This window comes from Streptomyces sp. NPDC091377 (assembly GCF_044757045.1).
GTDB lineage: Bacteria > Actinomycetota > Actinomycetes > Streptomycetales > Streptomycetaceae > Streptomyces.
In genome coordinates, this window is record NZ_JBIVUE010000001.1 from 209,763 (window position 1) to 228,127 (window position 18,365).

Here is an 18,365-nt window from a genome sequence, read left to right on the forward strand (position 1 = left end):
TCAGCCGGCCTTCCGCGTCTCCGTCGTCTCCGTCGTCTCCGTCGTCCCTGCCGTCCCCGCTGTCCCTGCCGTCCCCGTCGTCTCCCTCGCGTCGTACGCCGCCCGGGCCGCCGCGATCTCGTTGCGGTGGTGCTCCGTCCAGGCCACCAGGGACTGGATCGTGGAGTGCAGGGTCTTGCCGAGCGAGGTCAGCTCGTAGTCGACGCGCGGCGGCACCACCGCGTGCACGGTCCGCCGGACCAGTCCGTCGCGCTCCAACTGGCGCAGGGTCACGGTCAGCATCCGCTGGCTGACCCCGTCGATCTCGCGGCGCAGTTCGGAGAAGCGCAGCCGCCTGGTGTCCAGCAGCGCGATCACCAGCAGTGACCACTTGTCCGCGATCCGGTCCAGGATCTGGCGCACCTCGCAGTCCTCCCGGGTGTCCCACTGGAACGCGTCCGCGTCGAAGCACTTCACGGTGAAATCCGCGGTGCCCTCGGAGTTACTCGGTGACTTCAAAGTGCCTTCTTCCATGGCTCCCGATGCTGCCGCACCCTTGTCGTGGTTACAAGAGGGAACCGACTCACGAGAAGGAACCGACCCACACAAGGGAACCGGCCGCTCGGAAGGGAACTGGCCCTCACCTCCGTAACCGCAATCCCCTCTCTCTCGCTGTGCTGATTTCGAGGAGTCCTCATGGGCACCCGCGCCTGGGCCTTGCTGCTCGTGCTGTGCGGAACGATCTTTCTGGAGGGCATCGACGTCGCGATGCTGGGCATCGCGATCCCGTCGATCCGGGCCGACCTCGGCCTCTCCACCGGTGAGGCGGCCTGGGTGATGAGCGCCTACGTGCTCGGGTACGCCGGTTTCACCCTGCTCGGCGGTCGCGCGGCCGACCTGCTGGGCAGGCGCCGGATGTTCCTGCTGGGGCTGTTCGTCTTCCTGGTCTTCTCCGGCCTCGGCGGCGTCGGCACCGAAGGCTGGATGCTGATCGTCTCCCGGTTCGTCACCGGGGTCTCCGCCGCCTTCATGACCCCGGCCGCGCTCTCCCTCATCACCACGTCCTACGAGGAGGGCCCCCAGCGCAACAAGGCGCTGCTGGTCTTCGCGGGCACCGCCGCCGGGGGTTTCTCGCTCGGCCTGGTGATCGGCGGACTGCTCACCCAGCTCGGCTGGCGCTGGGTCTTCTTCGCGCCCGTGCTGCTGGCGGCGGTGATCCTGGTCGCCGCGATACGGCTGGTGCCGCATTCCAGCGGTCCGGTGCCGCACTCCAGGGGTCCGGTGCCGACCTCCAGCGAGGTGCCGCCCTCCAGCGGTGGACGGGGACGGGGTGACTTCGACGTCCTCGGCGCCGTCACGGCCGCCGGTGCCATGCTGCTGGGCGCCTACACCGTCGTACGCCTCGAACACGGGCTGCACGACTGGCCGCGGACCGCCGCCTTCGGGCTCGCCGCCCTGCTGTTCGGCATCGCTTTCGTCGTCGTGGAGCGGCGGGCCGCGTCGCCGCTGGTCCGGCTGGGCATCCTGCGCAACGGGGCCATGGTCCGCGCGGACATCGGCGCGCTGCTCTTCGTCGGCGCCTTCTTCGGCTTCCAGTTCGTGGTGACGCTGTACATGCAGGAACTGCGCGGCTGGACGTCCCTCCAGACCGCGGTCGCGCTGATCGCCATGGGCCTGGACGCGGTCCTCGCCCCGACCCTCACCCCGAAGCTCGTCAACCGCTACGGCAACGTCCGGGTCGTCCTCGGCGGCTTCGTGGTCGCGATCGTCGCGTACGCGCTGTTCCTGCCCGTCGGCATGGACTGGACGTACGCGGCCATGTTCCCGACCCTCGTCCTCGCCGGGGTCGCCTTCGCGCTGGCCTACGGGCCGCTGACGATCGCCGCGACCGACGGGGTCGCCGAGCGGGAGCAGGGGCTCGCGGGCGGGCTGCTGACCACGGCGACCCAGTTCGGCTCGGCCATCGGGATCGCCGCGGTCACCGCCGTCTACGGCTTGGCGTCGACCGGTGCGGGCTCGGGGCCGGCCGGAGCGGGAGGGGCCGGAGGGGCCGGAGGGGCCGGTGGGGCCGGTGGAGCGGGTGCCGGCGCGGAGGAGACGCTGTCCGCGTTCCGCGCGGCACTGATGGTGCCGGTCGTGATGGTGGCACTCGGCACCCTGGTCACGCTGGTGTCGCTGATCAGGGTCCGCGCCGCCCGCCGTGAGGCCCGCAGCGCGTCCCAGGTGAGCATCGTCAGCGCCAGCCACACCAGCGCGAACCCGGCCCAGCGCTCGGCGGGCATGGCCTCGCGGAAGTAGATCACCCCGAGCAGGAACTGGGAGACCGGGGCCAGATACTGGAGCAGGCCCAGCGTGGACAGGGGCACGCGGATCGCCGCCGCGCCGAAGCAGATCAGCGGCAGCGCGGTCACCACACCCGTCGCGGCGAGCAGCGCCGCGTGCCCCGCGCCCTCGGTGCCGAAGGTCGAGTCGCCCTGGCTGCTCAGCCAGACCAGATAGGCCACCGCGGGCAGGAACTGCACGGCGGTCTCGGCGGCCAGCGACTCCAGCCCGCCGAGGCCGACCTTCTTCTTCACCAGGCCGTAGGTGGCGAAGGAGAAGGCGAGGGTGAGCGAGATCCAGGGCAGCCGGCCGTAGCCGACGGCGAGGACCAGCACGGCCGCGAAGCCGACACCGACCGCCGCCCACTGCACCGGCCGCAGCCGCTCCTTCAGCAGCAGCACGCCCATCGCGATGGTGACCAGCGGGTTGATGAAGTAGCCGAGCGACGCCTCGACGACCTGGCCGTTGTTGACGGACCAGATGTAGAGGCCCCAGTTGACGGTGATCACCGCCGCGGCGACCGTGATCAGCGCCAGTCGCCGGGGCTGGCGCAGCAACTGACCGGCCCAGGCCCAGCGCCGTACGACCAGCAGCACCGCGACCACCACGATCAGCGACCACGCCATGCGGTGGGCCAGGATCTCCACCGCGCCGGAGGGTTTGAGCAGCGGCCAGAACAGCGGGACGAGCCCCCACATCCCGTAGGCCGCGAAGCCGTTCAGCAGCCCTGTGCGCCGCTCGCCCCCGGGCTCGCGCCCCCCGCTCGACGTCCCGGTCACGGGCCGCCCTCCTTCACGCCTCAGCCGCACCGCCGCACCCGCCGGATGCCGGCGCGCACACGCGGTTCCCGCGCACACGCACGTGCGATGTCCGCACGCTCGCACGAAGGTAGCGCCGGGCGAGGTCCGCTGTCATGTCTGTACCGGCATACGGTCATGACATGGGTGGGGGGTGAGGGAGGGAGCGGGGAGGGGGCGAGGTCAGTCCCGGAGTGCCGCGAGGGCGGGGGTCGGTCGAGGTCTGTCGAAGTCGGTCGAAGTCGGTCGAGTCGGTGGGGTCCGGACCGGGGCAGGCAGGCGAAAGGCCCGGGTGGATCCACCCGGGCCGTCCGGCGGGTCAGCCGTCGGGGGCCGTACGTCAGCCCCCCACCGTCCAGGTGTCGCCACCGGCGAGCAGCGTGGCGAGGTCGCCCTTGCCGTTCTGTTCGACGGCGGCGTCGAGTTGGTCGGTCATCTGATCGTCGTAGACGGGCCGTCGGGTGGCCCGCAGGACGCCGATGGGGGTGTGGTGGAGGGTGTGCGGGTCGGCGAGGCGGGAGAGCGCGAAGGCGGTGGTCGGTGACGCGGCGTGGGCGTCGTGGATCAGGACCCGCGCCTCGTTCTCGGGGGTGACGTCCACGATGTGGAGGTCACCGGTGTGCGGGTCCCGGACGACGCCCCGGCCGCCGTCGGCGCCGAAGCGGATCGGCTGCCCGTGCTCCAGGCGGATGACGGCCTCCTGGGCCTGCTGTCTGTCCTTGAGGACGTCGAAGGCGCCGTCGTTGAAGATGTTGCAGTTCTGGTAGATCTCGACCAGCGCCGTGCCGGGGTGTTCGGCGGCCTGGCGCAGGACGTCGGTGAGGTGTCTGCGGTCGGAGTCGACGGTGCGGGCGACGAAGGACGCCTCGGCCCCGAGGGCGAGGGAGACCGGGTTGAAGGGGGCGTCGAGGGAGCCCATCGGGGTGGACTTGGTGATCTTCCCGGTCTCGGAGGTGGGCGAGTACTGGCCCTTGGTGAGGCCGTAGATCCGGTTGTTGAAGAGGAGGATCTTGAGGTTGACGTTGCGGCGCAGGGCGTGGATGAGGTGATTGCCGCCGATGGAGAGGGCGTCGCCGTCGCCGGTGACGACCCAGACGGACAGGTCGCGGCGGGAGGTGGCCAGTCCGGTGGCGATGGCGGGGGCGCGGCCGTGGATGGAGTGCATCCCGTAGGTGTTCATGTAGTACGGGAAGCGGGAGGAGCAGCCGATGCCGGAGACGAAGACGATGTTCTCCCGGGCCAGGCCGAGGGAGGGCATGAAACCCTGCACCGCGGCCAGGACGGCGTAGTCACCGCAGCCCGGGCACCAGCGCACCTCCTGGTCGGACTTGAAGTCCTTCATGCTCTGGAGGGCGTCGGCCTTGGGCACGAGGGAGAGGGCTTCGATCGTGCCGGTGCCGGTGCCAGTGCCTGTACTCGGGCCGGGGCCGGGGCCTGTACTCGGGCCGTGGCCGGTGCCGGGGCCCGTGGCCGGGGCCGTGCCCGTGTCCGGTGCGGTGCTCGTGTCCGGTGCGGTCGTCTCAGCCATCGATGGTCTCCTTGAGCGCCGTGGCGAGCTGCTCGGCTTTGAACGGCATGCCGTTGACCTGGTTGTGGCTGTGGGCGTCGACCAGGTATTTCGCGCGGATCAGGGTGGCGAGCTGGCCGAGGTTCATCTCGGGGACCACGACCTTGTCGTACCCCTTCAGCACCTCTCCGAGGTTCGGCGGGAAGGGGTTGAGGTGGCGCAGGTGGGCCTGGGCGATGGGCAGCCCGGCCGCGCGCAGCCGCCGTACCGCCGCGGTGATCGGCCCGTAGGTGGAGCCCCAGCCCAGGACCAGGGTGCGGGCCCCGTCGGGGTCGTCGACGGCCAGGTCGGGCACGGCGATGCCGTCGATCTTGGCCTGCCGGGTGCGGACCATGTGGTCGTGGTTGGCGGGGTCGTAGGAGATGTTCCCCGTGCCGTCCTGCTTCTCGATGCCGCCGATCCGGTGCTCAAGCCCCGGCGTCCCCGGCACCGCCCAGGGCCGGGCGAGGGTCCCGGGATCACGCTTGTAGGGCCAGAACACCTCGCTCCCGTCCTCCAGCGTGTGGTTCGGGCCCTGCGCGAACTGCACCCGCAGATCGGGGAGTTCCCCGGTCGCGGGGATGCGCCAGGGCTCGGAGCCGTTGGCGAGGTAGCCGTCGGACAGCAGCATGACCGGGGTGCGGTAGGTCAGCGCGATCCGGGCCGCCTCCAGCGCCGCGTCGAAGCAGTCGGCCGGGGTGCGCGGCGCGACGATCGGCACCGGCGCCTCACCGTTGCGGCCGAACATGGCCTGGAGCAGGTCGGCCTGCTCGGTCTTGGTCGGCAGGCCGGTCGAAGGCCCGCCCCGCTGGATGTCGATCACCAGCAGCGGCAGTTCCAGCGACACCGCGAGGCCGATCGTCTCCGACTTCAGCGCCACACCGGGACCGCTGGTGGTGGTGACGGCGAGGGAGCCGCCGAACGCGGCACCGAGCGCGGCGCCGATCCCCGCGATCTCGTCCTCGGCCTGGAAGGTCCGTACCCCGAAGTTCTTGTGCCGGCTCAGCTCGTGCAGCACGTCCGAGGCTGGGGTGATCGGGTAGGAGCCGAGATAGAGCGGCAGATCGGCCTGGCGGCTCGCCGCGATCAGACCATAGGCCAGGGCCAGGTTCCCGGAGATGTTGCGGTACGTCCCGGCGGGGAACGCGGCGGCGGCCGGCGCCACCTCGTAGGAGACCGCGAAATCCTCCGTCGTCTCCCCGAAGTTCCAGCCCGCGCGGAACGCCGCGATGTTGGCCGCCGCGATCTCCGGCTTCCTCGCGAACTTCGTCCTGAGGAATTCCTCCGTCCCCTGCGTCGGGCGGTGGTACATCCACGACAGCAGCCCCAGCGCGAACATGTTCTTGCTGCGCTCGGCCTCCTTGCGCGTCAGACCGAAGTCCTTCAGCGCCTGCACCGTGAGGGTCGTCAGCGGCACCGGATGCAGGTGGTAGCCGTCCAGCGAACCGTCCTCCAGCGGATTGTCCGCGTAGCCGACCTTCTGCATCGCCCGCTTCGTGAATTCGTCCGTGTTCACGATGACCTCCGCCCCCCGCGGCAGATCACCCACATTCGCCTTCAGCGCCGCCGGATTCATCGCCACCAGCACGTTCGGCGCGTCACCGGGGGTGAGGATGTCATGGTCCGCGAAGTGCAGCTGGAACGACGACACCCCCGGCAGCGTCCCCGCCGGAGCACGGATCTCCGCGGGAAAGTTCGGCAACGTCGACAGGTCATTGCCGAACGAGGCGGTCTCCGACGTGAACCGGTCCCCCGTCAGCTGCATACCGTCGCCTGAGTCACCCGCGAACCTGATGATCACCCGGTCCAGCCGGCGGATGTCTTTCGCCCCCGCCGGTTTGCGCTGCTCTCCCACGACGGTTCCGTCGCCCTGTTCCGTCTCGCTGCTGACCTGGCTCGTCACTGAACTGGACCTCCTTCGAGGCGGCTGTCGAGGTGCGGCCTTCCCGCAGGCCCACCCGGATCAACCCTACGTCCGCAAGGGCCGCCCACCCGGAGCCATTCGCATGATGAACACCCCCCGGGGACGACGCGCCACCCGGACGGGCACCGCCGGGACACAGCCGTTGAGCCGATCCGTACGGGCTGTACGGGGGAGGCGGGCCGTTCCCGCTGTTCAGGCTGTACGGGTGAGGCGGGCGGTCATGAGTTCAGGTAGGTGAGCACCGCCAGCACCCGCCGGTGGTCCCCGTCGCTCGGGGACAGCCCGAGCTTCAGGAAGATGTTGCTGACATGCTTCTCGACGGCTCCGTCACTCACCACGAGCTGCTTGGCGATGGCCGAATTCGTACGTCCCTCCGCCATCAGCCCCAGCACTTCCCGTTCCCGGGGAGTCAGCCCCGCGAGCACGTCCTGCTTCCGGGAGCGCCCGAGCAACTGCGCGACGACCTCGGGGTCCAGCGCCGTACCGCCCTCGGCGACCCGCACCACCGCGTCCACGAACTCCCGGACGTCGGCCACCCGGTCCTTGAGCAGATACCCGACCCCGCGACTGGAACCGGCCAACAACTCGGTCGCGTACCGCTCCTCCACGTACTGCGACAGCACCAGTACCCCGAGCCCCGGATGCGCCTTGCGCAACCGCACCGCCGCCCGGACGCCCTCGTCCGTGTGCGTCGGCGGCATCCGTACGTCCGCCACGACGACGTCCGGAAGCCCGCCCTCGGAGTCCAGCTCGGTCACCGTCTTGATCAACGCCTCCGCGTCACCGACCCCCGCGACCACATCGTGCCCCCGGTCGGTCAGCAGCCGGGTCAGCCCCTCCCGCAGCAGCACCGAATCCTCGGCGATGACCACCCGCACTCTGTCCTCCACGTTCCTCGGCCCCCCAGCCCGGCCCGCCGTCCCCGACGACCGGCTCAATCCCACACCACGAACAAGTCCAGCATTCCAGCATTCAGAGCTGAGTGTGTATGGGTGGGGGTGGGGGTGTGGGCTCTTATGGTTTTTCGGGGAGTGTGCGCCGATATCCCCGATGTGGCTGATATCGCCGATATCGCTGATGTGGGCGATGCCGGCGATGTGGCCGATGTCAGTGATGTGGGCGGGGTCGGCGATGTGGCCGATGTCGGCGATATGGGCGGGGTCGGCGATGTGGGCGATCGGCGTGAGCCGGACACGCGCCGGAGAGGGCGCCCGCCGATGGCATGGCACCCTCCCCGCCCGTTCGCCCGCCCGCCGACTCCGGTCCGGACGCCCGCCCCGCCGTCACCTACGCCACGGCAGCTCCGCCGTCACCCGGGTCGGACCCCCGGGCGGCGAGTCCACGACCAGGATCCCGTCCACCGCGTCCAGGCGTTCCGCGAGCCCGGCGAGACCGGAACCGTGCTCGGTGTCCGCGCCGCCCACCCCGTCGTCCACAACCTGGAGCATCAGCCGGTTCTCCACCCGCCACACATCCACCCAGGCCGACCTGGCCCGTGCATGCTTGCTGATGTTCTGGAGCAGCTCGGAGACGGTGAAGTACGCGATCCCCTCGATCGCCGGCGCCGGCCGCTCCACCAGATCCACCTCGACCTGCACCGGCACCGTGCACCGCGAGGCCACCGACGACAGCGCCGCGTCCAGCCCGCGGTCCGTCAGGACGGCCGGGTGGATGCCCCGGGCCAGGTCCCGCAGCTCCTGGAGCGCCGTCTTCACCTCACCGTGCGCCTCGTCCACCATCCGCGCCGCGGCCTGCGGGTCCTCGGACAGCTTCTCCTTCGCCAGCCCCAGATCCATCGCCAGATTGACCAGCCGGGCCTGCGCCCCGTCGTGCAGATCCCGTTCGATACGCCGCAGGTCGGCCGCCGCGGTGTCCACCACGACCCCCCGGTCCGACTCCAGCTCCTCGACCCGCGTCGCCAGCCAGGAGGGGCCGAGCAGCCCGTGCACCATCAGCCGGTCCACCGTCGTCAGCGCCCGCACGATCCACGGCGACGCCAGCACGATCAACACCCCCACCAGCGCGGTCACCCCGATCTCGAAGGGGTTGTCCAGATACATCCGGTGCGTCTCGTCGCCGTACAGCTGGATACCGTCCTGCTCCCCGTACGTCGGGAAGACCCAGAACCACAGCGGGTACGTCATCAGCGTCCAGCCCGTCACCCACACGGTCAGCGCCACGCTGAACGAGAAGACCGCCCACGGCAGATGCAGCACCGAGTACAGCAGCGCCCGCCACGACGAGCCGCTCTTCAGCACCGCCCAGATCCACGCCATCGCGCCGCCCTTGCGGACCCGCAACGGCTCGGGCGAGGCCACGTCGAGCTGGAGCAGCCCACGCGCCCGGGCCCGCTCCAGCGCCCCCATGCCCCGGCAGCCCGCCAGCGCGCCGGCCAGCACCGGCACACCGAGGAAGGTCACCAGCAGACCGGCGCCCAGCGAGAACATCGTGACCGCGTAGACGAACAGCACGATGCTGATCGGCAGGCTGAGCATCACGTACAGGAACTCACGCCAGGCCCGCCCCGCGAACGGCGCCCGCAGCCCGGCCGGCAGCCGCCGCCCGCCCCGGGGACCGTAGTCGGCCCCGTATCCGTGCCCGTACTCGGTTGTGGTCATCGGCTCCGTCCCGTCCTGTCCCTGTCCCTGGTCCTGCTCGCCGCCGACTCGCCTCAGGGCGGGTCTCTCGTCCGTACGCACAGCCTCCCGGCCCGGCGCCCTCCGGACCATGGAGTCCGTCGGAGTCTTGGGAGGGGGGTTTTCCCTACCCCCCCCGCAGCGCCACGGCCACCGCCCCCCCCGTTCCCGGCCACGGCTCTCACCTGATGCGCCCGGCTCCCGGCCACCGGCTCCCGGCTCTCGCCCGAGGCTCCCGGCTCCCGGCTCTCGCCTGAGGCTCCCGGCTCCCGGCTCTCGCCTGAGGCTCCCTGGCTCCCGGCTCTCGCCCGAGGCTCCCGGCTCCCGGCCACCGGCTCCCGGCCACGGGCTCCCGGCCACCGGTTCCCGGCTACCGTCCCCGCGTCCGCTCCTGCGCGTGCTCCCGCTCGCGCCAAGGCAGCTCCGCCGTGACCGTCGTAGGACCCCCTTCGGGGGAATCCACCACGAACAGTCCGTCCACCGCGCCCAGCCGCTCGGCCAGCCCTCGCATGCCCGTACCGCGGTCCAGACTCGCGCCGCCGCGGCCGTCGTCCCAGACCTGGATGAGGAGCCGCTCGTCGGACCGCCACACATCCACCGCCGCCGACCGCGCCCCGCTGTGCTTGCTGACGTTCTGGAGCAGTTCGGAGACGGTGAAGTAGGCGATGCCCTCGATGGCCTCGGCCGGCCTCTCCGGCAGATCGGCCGTCACCTTCACCGGCACCGTGCACCGCGAGGCCACCGACGACAGCGCCGCGTCCAGCCCCCGGTCCGTCAGAACAGCCGGGTGGATGCCCCGGGCCAGATCCCGCAGCTCCTGGAGGGCCAGCTTCACCTCGCCGTGCGCCTCCTCGACCATCGTCGCGGCCGTGTCGGGATCCTCCAGCAGCTTCTCCTTGGCCAGCCCCAGCCCCATCGCCAGATTGACCAGCCGGGCCTGCGCCCCGTCGTGCAGATCCCGTTCGATACGCCGCAGGTCGGCCGCCGCGGTGTCCACCACGACCCCCCGGTCGGACTCCAGTTCGGCGATCCGCCGCTCCAGCCCGTCCCACGGCGACAGCAGCCCGCGCACCATCGCCCGGTCCACATTGGCCAGTCCCCGCGCGATGTACGGCAGCACCGGCCAGAGCACCAGCAGCGACACCAGCGTCACCGCGAAGGTGAACACGCCCCAGGGGAGGCGGATGAAGTCGTACAGCAGCGTCCGCCAGCCGACCGGATCCTTGACCATCAGCCAGATCCCGCTGAGCACCCCGTCCCGCCGGTTGCGGCGCCACGACATCCGGCTCGGCTCGTCCACCCGCACCCCGAGCAGCGCACGGGCCCGCGCCCGCTCCAGCCGGCCGAGCTGCCGGGCCCCCATCAGCCCCACCGCGAGCAGCGGGAACCCGATCACCGTCACGGTCAGCGGAACGCCGGTGAACACCACCACCGCCGCGTAGACGAAGCCGATGAGCGACATCGGCAGATTCGCCAGGAGATGCGTGATCTCCTTCCACGTGCGGGTGTCGTAGGCAGGCCGGGGTGAGGGCGGGCGCTCACCGGCACCGGCCCGGGCACCGGCGGCGCCGGCACCGGCCCTGGTGCTCGCGTCGGCCCTGCCGTCCACGGCGTCCGGCTGCGGGATTCGTTCGGTCATACAGGCCAGCGTGCCTGGCGGCGGACTTCCACGCCATGAGGGGGGCCGCCCGGTCGCACTGAGGAAAACCCCACCCTCCGCGTTCCGAGCCCGACAGGCTGCTTACGGCGCGTTGAGCAGGGCCTAGACTCCCGTGCGACGACGTACAAGACGTACCAGGGGCCGAGGCCGGGACGGGCCAGGGAGTGAGGGGCGGACGTGAGGGAACCGACCGTCGTACCGACCACCGTGCTCGTCGCGGCGGACTACTTCCAGTCGTACTCGGTCGTCGGACTGCTCGCCGCGCTCGGCGTGCTCTTCGTCGCCGTCGCGTTCGGCGCCGGACGCCTGCTGCGGCCGGTCGTGCCGACCCCCGAGAAGCTCATGACGTACGAGTGCGGCGTCGACCCCGTCGGCGAGGGCTGGGCCCACACCCAGGTCCGCTACTACGTCTACGCCTTCCTCTACGTCATCTTCGCCGTCGACTCGATCTTCCTCTTCCCCTGGGCGACCGTCTTCGCCGACCCCGGCTACGGCGCGACCACCCTGGTCGAGATGTTCATCTTCCTCGGCTTCCTCGCCGTAGGACTGCTCTACGCCTACAAGAAGGGGGTCCTCACATGGACGTGACCTCTCCGGACCCGGACCCGGACCCCGTTCCCGTTCCCATTCCCGCTTCCGCTCCCGTTCCCGCTTCCACCCCGGCTCCCGTCGCCGGACCCGTGGACCTTCCCGAACCCGTACGGCTCCCCGAGCCCAAGCGGCTCGGCGCCCTCGCCCGGCTCGCCCCCGAGCCGATGAAGGTCGTCCTGAACTGGGGCCGCCGCTACTCGCTCTGGGTCTTCAACTTCGGCCTCGCCTGCTGCGCCATCGAGTTCATCGCCGCGTCCATGGCCCGCCACGACTTCATCCGCCTCGGCGTCATCCCCTTCGCGCCGGGCCCGCGCCAGGCCGACCTGATGGTGGTCTCCGGCACCGTCACCGACAAGATGGCCCCCGCCGTCAAACGCCTGTACGAACAGATGCCCGAGCCGAAGTACGTCATCTCCTTCGGCGCCTGCTCCAACTGCGGCGGCCCGTACTGGGACTCGTACTCCGTCACCAAGGGCGTCGACCAGATCATCCCCGTCGACGTCTACGTCCCCGGCTGCCCGCCCCGACCCGAGGCCCTGCTCCAGGGCATCCTCAAGCTCCAGGAGAAGATCGCCCGCGAGTCGCTCGGCGAGCGCTACGCCACCGGCCCCGCCCGCCCCTCCGCCGCCGCGCTCCAGAGCGGCCTGGTCAGCCCGCCCGCCGCCGAGGGGGAGACCCGATGACCGCCGTCGGCTGGCTGCCGGCCCCCGCCGACGAACTCTTCGGCGCCGAGGCCACCGCCGAGGAGTCCTACGACCTCCTCACCGTCGACGTACCCCCCGCCACCTGGACCGACGCCCTGCGCACCGCCCGCGACGACCTCGGCTGCGCCTACTTCGACTGGCTCAGCGCCGTCGACGAACCCGGCACCGGCTTCCGCGTCGCCGCCCATGTCGTCGCCCTCGCGCCGGTACGACGGCTGCTGCTGCGCACCACCGTTCCGCACGAGGCCCCCACGCTTCCGTCCGCCGTCGGCGTCTACGCGGGCGCCGCCTGGCACGAACGCGAGACACACGAGATGTTCGGCGTCGACTTCACCGGCCACCCCGCCCTCGACCACCTGCTCCTCCCCGACACCTTCGAAGGCCACCCCCTGCGCAAGGACTTCGTCCTCGCCTCCCGGGTCGTCAAGGCGTGGCCCGGGGCCAAGGAACCCGGCGAGTCCGAGCACGGCGGCCCCAAGCGCCGCCAGATGCTCCCGCCGGGCGTCCCCGACCCCAACGAGTGGGGGCCCCAGAAGGGCCAACTCCCCCCGGCCCCCTCCCGCCCGGCCCGAGGCGCGGGCCGCGCGGCGGCGGGGGACCGCCCGGACCGTCCCGCACGACGTTCCCGTACGGCGTCGGAGGGCTCGGCGTCACAGGCGACGACCGGCGGCCCCCGCCGAGCCCGCAGCGCGTCGGGCGGCTCGGCGTCACAACGGACGGAGGACACCGGACCGACGGAGCCCACGGAACCGACGGAGCCCACGGAACCGATGGGGCCCAAGGAACCGATGGAGCCCGGGGAGCCGATGGAGCCCAGGGAGTCCAAGGAGTCCAGGGAGTCCAGGGAGTCCAAGGAGTCCAAGGAGTCCAAGGAGTCCAAGGAGTCCAAGGAGTCGAAGGGGACGGGCAGGCCCGCACCCCGCAGCCCCGATGCCCCCTGGCACCACGCCCGCCCGGCCCCCGAGGAAGACCGAACCCCCCAAACCCCTGCCACCCCCCAAACCCCTGCCACCCCCGAATCCCCTGCCACCCCCGAAGACCCGGAAGGAGGCCGGCAGTGAACGACGCTCTCGACGTCGCCCTGCGACTCCTGATCGTCTTCGTCGTCTTCCTCACCTTCCCCCTGCTCGTCGGCCAGGCCGAGCACAAGGTGATGGCCCATATGCAGGGCCGCCTGGGCCCGATGTACGCGGGCGGCTTCCACGGCTGGGCCCAACTCGTGGCCGACGGGGTGAAGTTCGCGCAGAAGGAGGACGTCGTACCGTCCGGCGCGGACCGCAGGATCTTCCAGCTCGCCCCGGCCGTCGCGCTCCTGCCGTACCTCCTCGTCCTGCTCGCCATCCCGATCGGCCCCGGTGAGGGCGCGGTCGGCGAGGTGATCGACGCGGGCGTGTTCTTCGTCCTCGCCGTGATGGGCGTCGGCGTGCTCGGCTCACTGATGGCCGGGTGGGCCTCCGCGAACAAGTTCTCCCTCCTCGGCGGCCTGCGCACCGCCGCCCAGCTCCTGGCCTACGAACTCCCCATGCTGCTCGCCGCCGCCTCCGTCGCCATGGCGGCCGGCACGGTGTCCCTGCCCGGCATCCTCGACGCCTTCGAGTGGTGGTGGCTGCCCTGGCAGATCGTCGGCGCGATCGTGTTCTTCGTGGCGGGACTGGCCGAACTCCAGCGCCCGCCGTTCGACATGCCGGTGGCGGACTCCGAGATCATCTTCGGCGCGTACACCGAGTACACCGGTCTGCGGTTCGCGCTGTTCCTCCTCGCCGAGTACGCCGGGATCGTCGTCCTGTGCGGTCTGACCACCGTCCTGTTCCTGGGCGGCTGGCACGGACCCTGGGGCGCCGACGGCCTCGGCTGGGTCTGGACGCTCCTGAAGGCCGCCGTCCTCGCGTTCATCGTGATCTGGCTGCGCGTCACCTACCCCCGGCTGCGCGAGGACCAGCTCCAGAGGTTCTCCTGGACCCTGCTCGTCCCGCTCGCCCTCGCCCAGATCGCCCTCACCGGCGTCGTCAAGGTGGTGATCCAGTAGCCATGGCCGAGTCCTCCCGGCCCACCGGCTCCACCCGGTCCCGCATCCCCGGCAGCGGCCTCGCCAAGGGGCTGGCCGTCACCCTGCGCACGATGACCCGCAGGTCGGTCACCGAGCAGTATCCCGACGTCCAGCCCGACCTCCCGCCCCGTACGCGGGGGGTGATTGGTCTGTTCGAGGAGAACTGCACGGTCTGCATGCTCTGCGCCCGCGAGTGCCCCGACTGGTGCATCTACATCGACTCCCACAAGGAGACCGTCCCGGCGGCGGCCCCCGGAGGCCGCGAGCGCAGCCGCAACGTCCTGGACCGCTTCGCCATCGACTTCGCCCTGTGCATGTACTGCGGTATCTGCATCGAGGTCTGTCCTTTCGACGCCCTGTTCTGGTCACCGGAGTTCGAGTACGCCGAGACCGACATCCGCGAACTCACCCACGAGCGCGACAAACTCCGCGAGTGGATGTGGACCGTCCCGGCCCCACCCGCCCTCGACCCCGCCGCGGAGGAACCGAAGGAGATCACCGCGGCCCGCAAATCAACAGAAAAACTCACCACCACACCCCCCGCCCCCAACCCCGGTCCCACGCCCGACCCCAAAGCGGGCCCCCAGCCCGATGCCGGCCCCGGCCCCCAGCCCGATGCCGGCCCCGGCCCCCAGCCCGATGCCGGCCCCGGCCCCGTGCCTGGGCCGGAGGCCGGACCTACGCCCGGATCCGCAACCGGCCCCGCGTCCGAAGCCGCCCCCACCCCCGGCACGGACGCTTCCCGCACGGACGCTTCCCGCAAGGGCGCCTCCGACACCGACGGTCCCGGCACCCCCACGTCCGGCACCGACACCGACACCCCCGCTTCCGGCACCGACACCCCCGCCACCGGCGATCCCACCCCCCACGATCCCGCCACCGGCGATCCCGGTCCCGACCCCACCACCCCGCCGCAGGAGGGAGACAGATGAGCCCCGCTTCCGCCGCGCTGACCTCGGCCGCCGAGTCGCACGGCTTTCTCTCCCCGACCGGCGTCGAGATCGCCTTCCTTCTCGTCGGCCTCGTCACCCTCGGCGCCGCGGTCATCACCGTCACGACCCCCCAACTCGTGCACGCGGCGCTCTGGCTGGTGGTCGCCCTCGGTGGCCTCGCCGTCGAGTACCTGCTGCTCACGGCCGAGTTCATCGCCTGGGTCCAGGTGCTGATCTACGTCGGCTCGGTCGTCGTCCTCCTCCTGTTCGGGCTGATGCTCACCAAGGCCCCCATCGGCCGCAGCCCCGACGCCGACTCCGGCAACCGCTGGGTCGCCCTCGCCGTGGCCGTCGTCGCCGCCGCGACCCTGGTCTGGGTGGTCGTGGACGCCTTCCGCACCACCTGGATCGACCTGGAGGGCCCCGCCGCCGGCTCCACCCGCGTCACCGGCGAGAGCCTCTTCCAGAACTGGGTCCTCCCCTTCGAGGCCCTCTCCGTCCTCCTCCTCTCCGCCCTGGTCGGCGCGATCGTCCTGTCCCGCAAGGCGAAGACCACCGAGGCCGCGACCGCGACCCCGACCACGTCCGGCCCCACGCCCACCACCCCCACGCCCACCACGTCCGGCCCTACGCCCACCACGTCCGGCCCCAGGCCCATCACCCCCACGCCGACGCTCACCGGCCCCACACCCCCCACCCCCACCCGGGACACCCCCGTCCCGCCGGAGGCAGGGGCGGTCACGCCCACGGACCAGGAAGGCGCCCGCTGATGCACCTCGCCTATCCCACCGTGCTGTCCGCCCTCCTCTTCTGCATCGGCCTCTACGGCGTCCTCGCCCGCCGCAACGCGATCCTGGTCCTGATGTCCGTCGAGCTGATGCTCAACGCCGTCAACCTCAACCTCGTCGCCTTCGACGTCTGGCTCAGCAGGACCGCCGAGGAGACCCTGCACTCCGGCCAGGCCCTCACCCTGTTCACCATCGCCATCGCCGCCGCCGAGATCGGCATCGGTCTCGCCATCGTCCTCGCCGTCCACCGCAACCGCGGCACCTCGGACATCGACCGGCTCCGCGACACCGCCGAGGGCCACGGCGACGACCCCGACAGCGGCCCCGGCACCGCCCCGGGCGGCGAAGGCCCCGACGGCGACCTCCCCGCGACCGGCAGCCCGGCCGCCGAGAAGCCCGACGAGAAGCCCGACGAGCCCGCCGAGAAGGCTGAGGCCACCGCGTGACCACGACCACCCTCGCCGTCCTCGTCCCCCTCCTGCCCTTCCTGGGCGCCGCCGCCGGACTCTCCGTCGGCCGCGGCGGACCCGGGTTCGTCCGCCCGCTCGCCGTGCTGCCGGCCCTCGCCTCGCTCGTCCTCACCGTGCTGGTCGCCGTCCGCCAAGGCGGGGACGCCCCGATCGACGCGGCCACCGAGCTGACGCCCACCGGCTCCGTCCCCATCGAACTCGCCCTGTACATCGACGGCTTCGCCGCGCTCGTCGCCGTCCTCGTCGCCTTCATCGCCTGCTGTGTGCAGATCTACTCGATGGGCTATCTCCGCGACGACCCGCGCTACCCCTCGTACGCCGCCCTCGTCTCGCTGTTCACCTCCGCGATGCTCCTGGTCGTCTACTCCGGCGACCTGATGGTGCTGCTCGTCGGCTGGGAGGTCATGGGCATCTGCTCCTACTTCCTCGTCGGCCACTACTGGGAGACCCCCGAGGCCCGCGCCGCCTCCCTCAAGGCGTTCCTGGTCACCAAGCTCGGCGACGTCCCCTTCCTCATCGGTCTGTTCGCCCTCGCCACCGACGCCGGGTCCTTCCGGATCACCAAGATCCTGGACGCCGTCGCCCACGGCGGGCTGGACCAGCCGACCCTGATCGCCCTCCTTCTCCTCGCCGGTGTCGCGGGCAAGTCGGCGCAGTTCCCGCTGCACACCTGGCTCCCCGACGCGATGGCGGGCCCCACCCCCGTCTCCGCCCTCATCCACGCCGCGACGATGGTCGCCGCCGGTGTCTACTTCGTCGCCCGGCTGCTGCCCGTCTTCCAGGCGTCCGCCGTCGCGATGGTCGTCCTCGCCGTCATGGCCGCGATCACCATGGCCGGCTCCGCCCTCGCTGCCCTCGCCCAGGACGACATCAAACGCGTCCTCGCCTACTCGACGATCGGTCAGCTCGGCTACATGACCGGCGCCCTCGCCGTCGGCGACCGCGGCGCCGCCGTCTTCCACCTCCTGTCCCACGGCGCCTTCAAGGCGCTGCTCTTCCTCGCCGCCGGCGTGATCATCCACGCCGCCGGCACCAACTCGCTCGCCGCCATGTCCCGCATGCGCGACCTGCGCGAACGCGTCCCCGACGCCTACTGGACGATGACCGTGGCGCTGCTCGCCCTCGCCGCGATCCCGCCGTTCAGCGGCTTCTTCTCCAAGGAGTCCGTGCTCGGCGCCGCCGAACAGGTCACCGTCGGCCACGGCGGGCCCGCCCCCGGCGCCGCGGGCTGGATCGTGCTGGTCGCCGGACTCGTCACCGCCGTCCTCACCGCCGCCTACGCGAGCCGCCTGTGGCTGCTCACCTTCCGGGGCCGCGGCGAGGAGGCCCCCGACCACGGCCGCCAGCCCCTCACCATGACACTGGTGCTCTGGGTCCTCGCCGCCCCCTCCCTCGCCTTCGGCGGGTTCGCCTACCCGGGACTCCAGGGCTGGTTCGACGGCGGCGACCTGGGCCCGACCCTGCTGACCTCGGTCCTCGGCACCGGCGCCGCGCTCACCGGAGGCATCGTCACCTACGCCGCCTGGCGCCACACCCGCGCGCTCGCCGACCGCACCCCCATCGGCGCCGTCGCCGCCCACCCGGACGCCGACGCCGGACTCGTCGAGGCCGAGGCCATCGCCACCCACCAGCCCGCCTACGGGGACATCGCCCGGGCGCCCGACCCGGCCGACCCCGGCCGGGTCCTGCTCGGCCCGCTGTACCGCCCCGCCGCAGCCGGATTCCACGTCGACGCCCTGTACACGGCGCTCTTCGTCCGCCCGGTATTGGCCGGCGCGCGACTCGTCCGGTTCCTGGACCGCGAGGTGGTCGACACCTACGTACGCGGGGCCGGAACGCTACCGCGCTGGCTGGGGGCCGCCGTGCGCCGCGCCCAGACCGGCAATGTGCAGACCTATGTGAGCGCGCTGCTCGCCGGCACCGTCGTTCTCGCGGTCGCCGCCGTCCTCGTCGCCACCGGAGCGTGAGC

At 71.7% G+C, this 18,365-nt stretch carries 14 protein-coding genes and 2 pseudogenes; 9 read left to right on the plus strand and 7 right to left on the minus strand.

Features of this window, described 5'->3' with window-relative positions:
• Complete coding sequence (locus ACIQNG_RS01010; RefSeq protein WP_401482071.1) at window positions 1-513, minus strand: winged helix-turn-helix transcriptional regulator; 513 nt, start codon at window positions 511-513, stop codon at window positions 1-3.
• 234 nt (window positions 514-747) lie between these two features.
• On the opposite strand from ACIQNG_RS01010, the pseudogene ACIQNG_RS01015 reads away from it, so the two are divergent.
• Window positions 748-1,887 (plus strand): annotated as a pseudogene (locus tag ACIQNG_RS01015) (MFS transporter); the annotation flags it as partial.
• Between the two features lie 80 nt (window positions 1,888-1,967).
• Here the strand turns inward: ACIQNG_RS01015 and rarD are convergent.
• The 6 genes from rarD to ACIQNG_RS01045 form a co-directional block, all read right to left on the minus strand.
• Complete coding sequence (rarD, locus tag ACIQNG_RS01020) at window positions 1,968-2,999, minus strand: EamA family transporter RarD (RefSeq protein ID WP_401482498.1); 1,032 nt, start codon at window positions 2,997-2,999, stop codon at window positions 1,968-1,970.
• 439 nt (window positions 3,000-3,438) lie between these two features.
• Window positions 3,439-4,440, minus strand: coding sequence for a 2-oxoacid:ferredoxin oxidoreductase subunit beta (locus ACIQNG_RS01025; protein WP_401436868.1), 1,002 nt, complete (start codon window positions 4,438-4,440; stop codon window positions 3,439-3,441).
• A 178-nt stretch (window positions 4,441-4,618) separates the two neighbouring features.
• Complete coding sequence (locus tag ACIQNG_RS01030; RefSeq protein ID WP_401482073.1) at window positions 4,619-6,547, minus strand: 2-oxoacid:acceptor oxidoreductase subunit alpha; 1,929 nt, start codon at window positions 6,545-6,547, stop codon at window positions 4,619-4,621.
• Window positions 6,548-6,786: 239 nt separating this feature from the next.
• A complete protein-coding gene (locus tag ACIQNG_RS01035; RefSeq protein WP_401436579.1) occupies window positions 6,787-7,458 on the minus strand; it encodes a LuxR C-terminal-related transcriptional regulator in 672 nt (223 codons plus the stop codon).
• A 393-nt stretch (window positions 7,459-7,851) separates the two neighbouring features.
• Window positions 7,852-9,186, minus strand: a complete 1,335-nt coding sequence (locus ACIQNG_RS01040; RefSeq protein ID WP_401436582.1) for a sensor histidine kinase — start codon at window positions 9,184-9,186, stop codon at window positions 7,852-7,854.
• A 388-nt stretch (window positions 9,187-9,574) separates the two neighbouring features.
• Entirely contained in the window at window positions 9,575-10,843 is a 1,269-nt protein-coding gene (locus ACIQNG_RS01045) for a sensor histidine kinase (RefSeq protein ID WP_401482076.1), read from the minus strand.
• A 198-nt stretch (window positions 10,844-11,041) separates the two neighbouring features.
• Here ACIQNG_RS01045 and ACIQNG_RS01050 point away from each other — a divergent pair, with 198 nt between their 5' ends.
• From ACIQNG_RS01050 to ACIQNG_RS01085, 8 genes and pseudogenes are all read left to right on the plus strand, one after another.
• Window positions 11,042-11,452: an NADH-quinone oxidoreductase subunit A gene (locus tag ACIQNG_RS01050; RefSeq protein WP_401482078.1), complete on the plus strand. Its 411-nt coding sequence runs from the start codon at window positions 11,042-11,044 to the stop codon at window positions 11,450-11,452.
• Window positions 11,443-12,138, plus strand: a complete 696-nt coding sequence (locus ACIQNG_RS01055; protein WP_401482080.1) for an NADH-quinone oxidoreductase subunit B — start codon at window positions 11,443-11,445, stop codon at window positions 12,136-12,138. The genes ACIQNG_RS01050 and ACIQNG_RS01055 overlap by 10 nt, the downstream gene beginning before the upstream one ends.
• A complete protein-coding gene (locus tag ACIQNG_RS01060) occupies window positions 12,135-13,220 on the plus strand; it encodes an NADH-quinone oxidoreductase subunit C (RefSeq protein WP_401482082.1) in 1,086 nt (361 codons plus the stop codon). The genes ACIQNG_RS01055 and ACIQNG_RS01060 overlap by 4 nt, the downstream gene beginning before the upstream one ends.
• Window positions 13,217-14,185 (plus strand): NADH-quinone oxidoreductase subunit H, encoded by a 969-nt coding sequence (locus tag ACIQNG_RS01065; protein ID WP_401436596.1) that lies wholly within the window; start codon window positions 13,217-13,219, stop codon window positions 14,183-14,185. The genes ACIQNG_RS01060 and ACIQNG_RS01065 overlap by 4 nt, the downstream gene beginning before the upstream one ends.
• Window positions 14,186-14,187: 2 nt before the next feature.
• Window positions 14,188-14,737: pseudogene (locus ACIQNG_RS01070) on the plus strand (NuoI/complex I 23 kDa subunit family protein); the annotation flags it as partial.
• Window positions 14,738-15,134: 397 nt separating this feature from the next.
• Window positions 15,135-15,908, plus strand: coding sequence for an NADH-quinone oxidoreductase subunit J (locus tag ACIQNG_RS01075; RefSeq protein ID WP_401482084.1), 774 nt, complete (start codon window positions 15,135-15,137; stop codon window positions 15,906-15,908).
• The gene (gene nuoK / locus ACIQNG_RS01080; RefSeq protein ID WP_401482086.1) at window positions 15,908-16,372 is read left to right on the plus strand and encodes an NADH-quinone oxidoreductase subunit NuoK; all 465 of its coding nucleotides are present in this window, start codon (window positions 15,908-15,910) and stop codon (window positions 16,370-16,372) included. The genes ACIQNG_RS01075 and nuoK overlap by 1 nt, the downstream gene beginning before the upstream one ends.
• A complete protein-coding gene (locus tag ACIQNG_RS01085; protein ID WP_401482088.1) occupies window positions 16,369-18,363 on the plus strand; it encodes an NADH-quinone oxidoreductase subunit L in 1,995 nt (664 codons plus the stop codon). The genes nuoK and ACIQNG_RS01085 overlap by 4 nt, the downstream gene beginning before the upstream one ends.
• Window positions 18,364-18,365 lie beyond the last annotated feature (2 nt).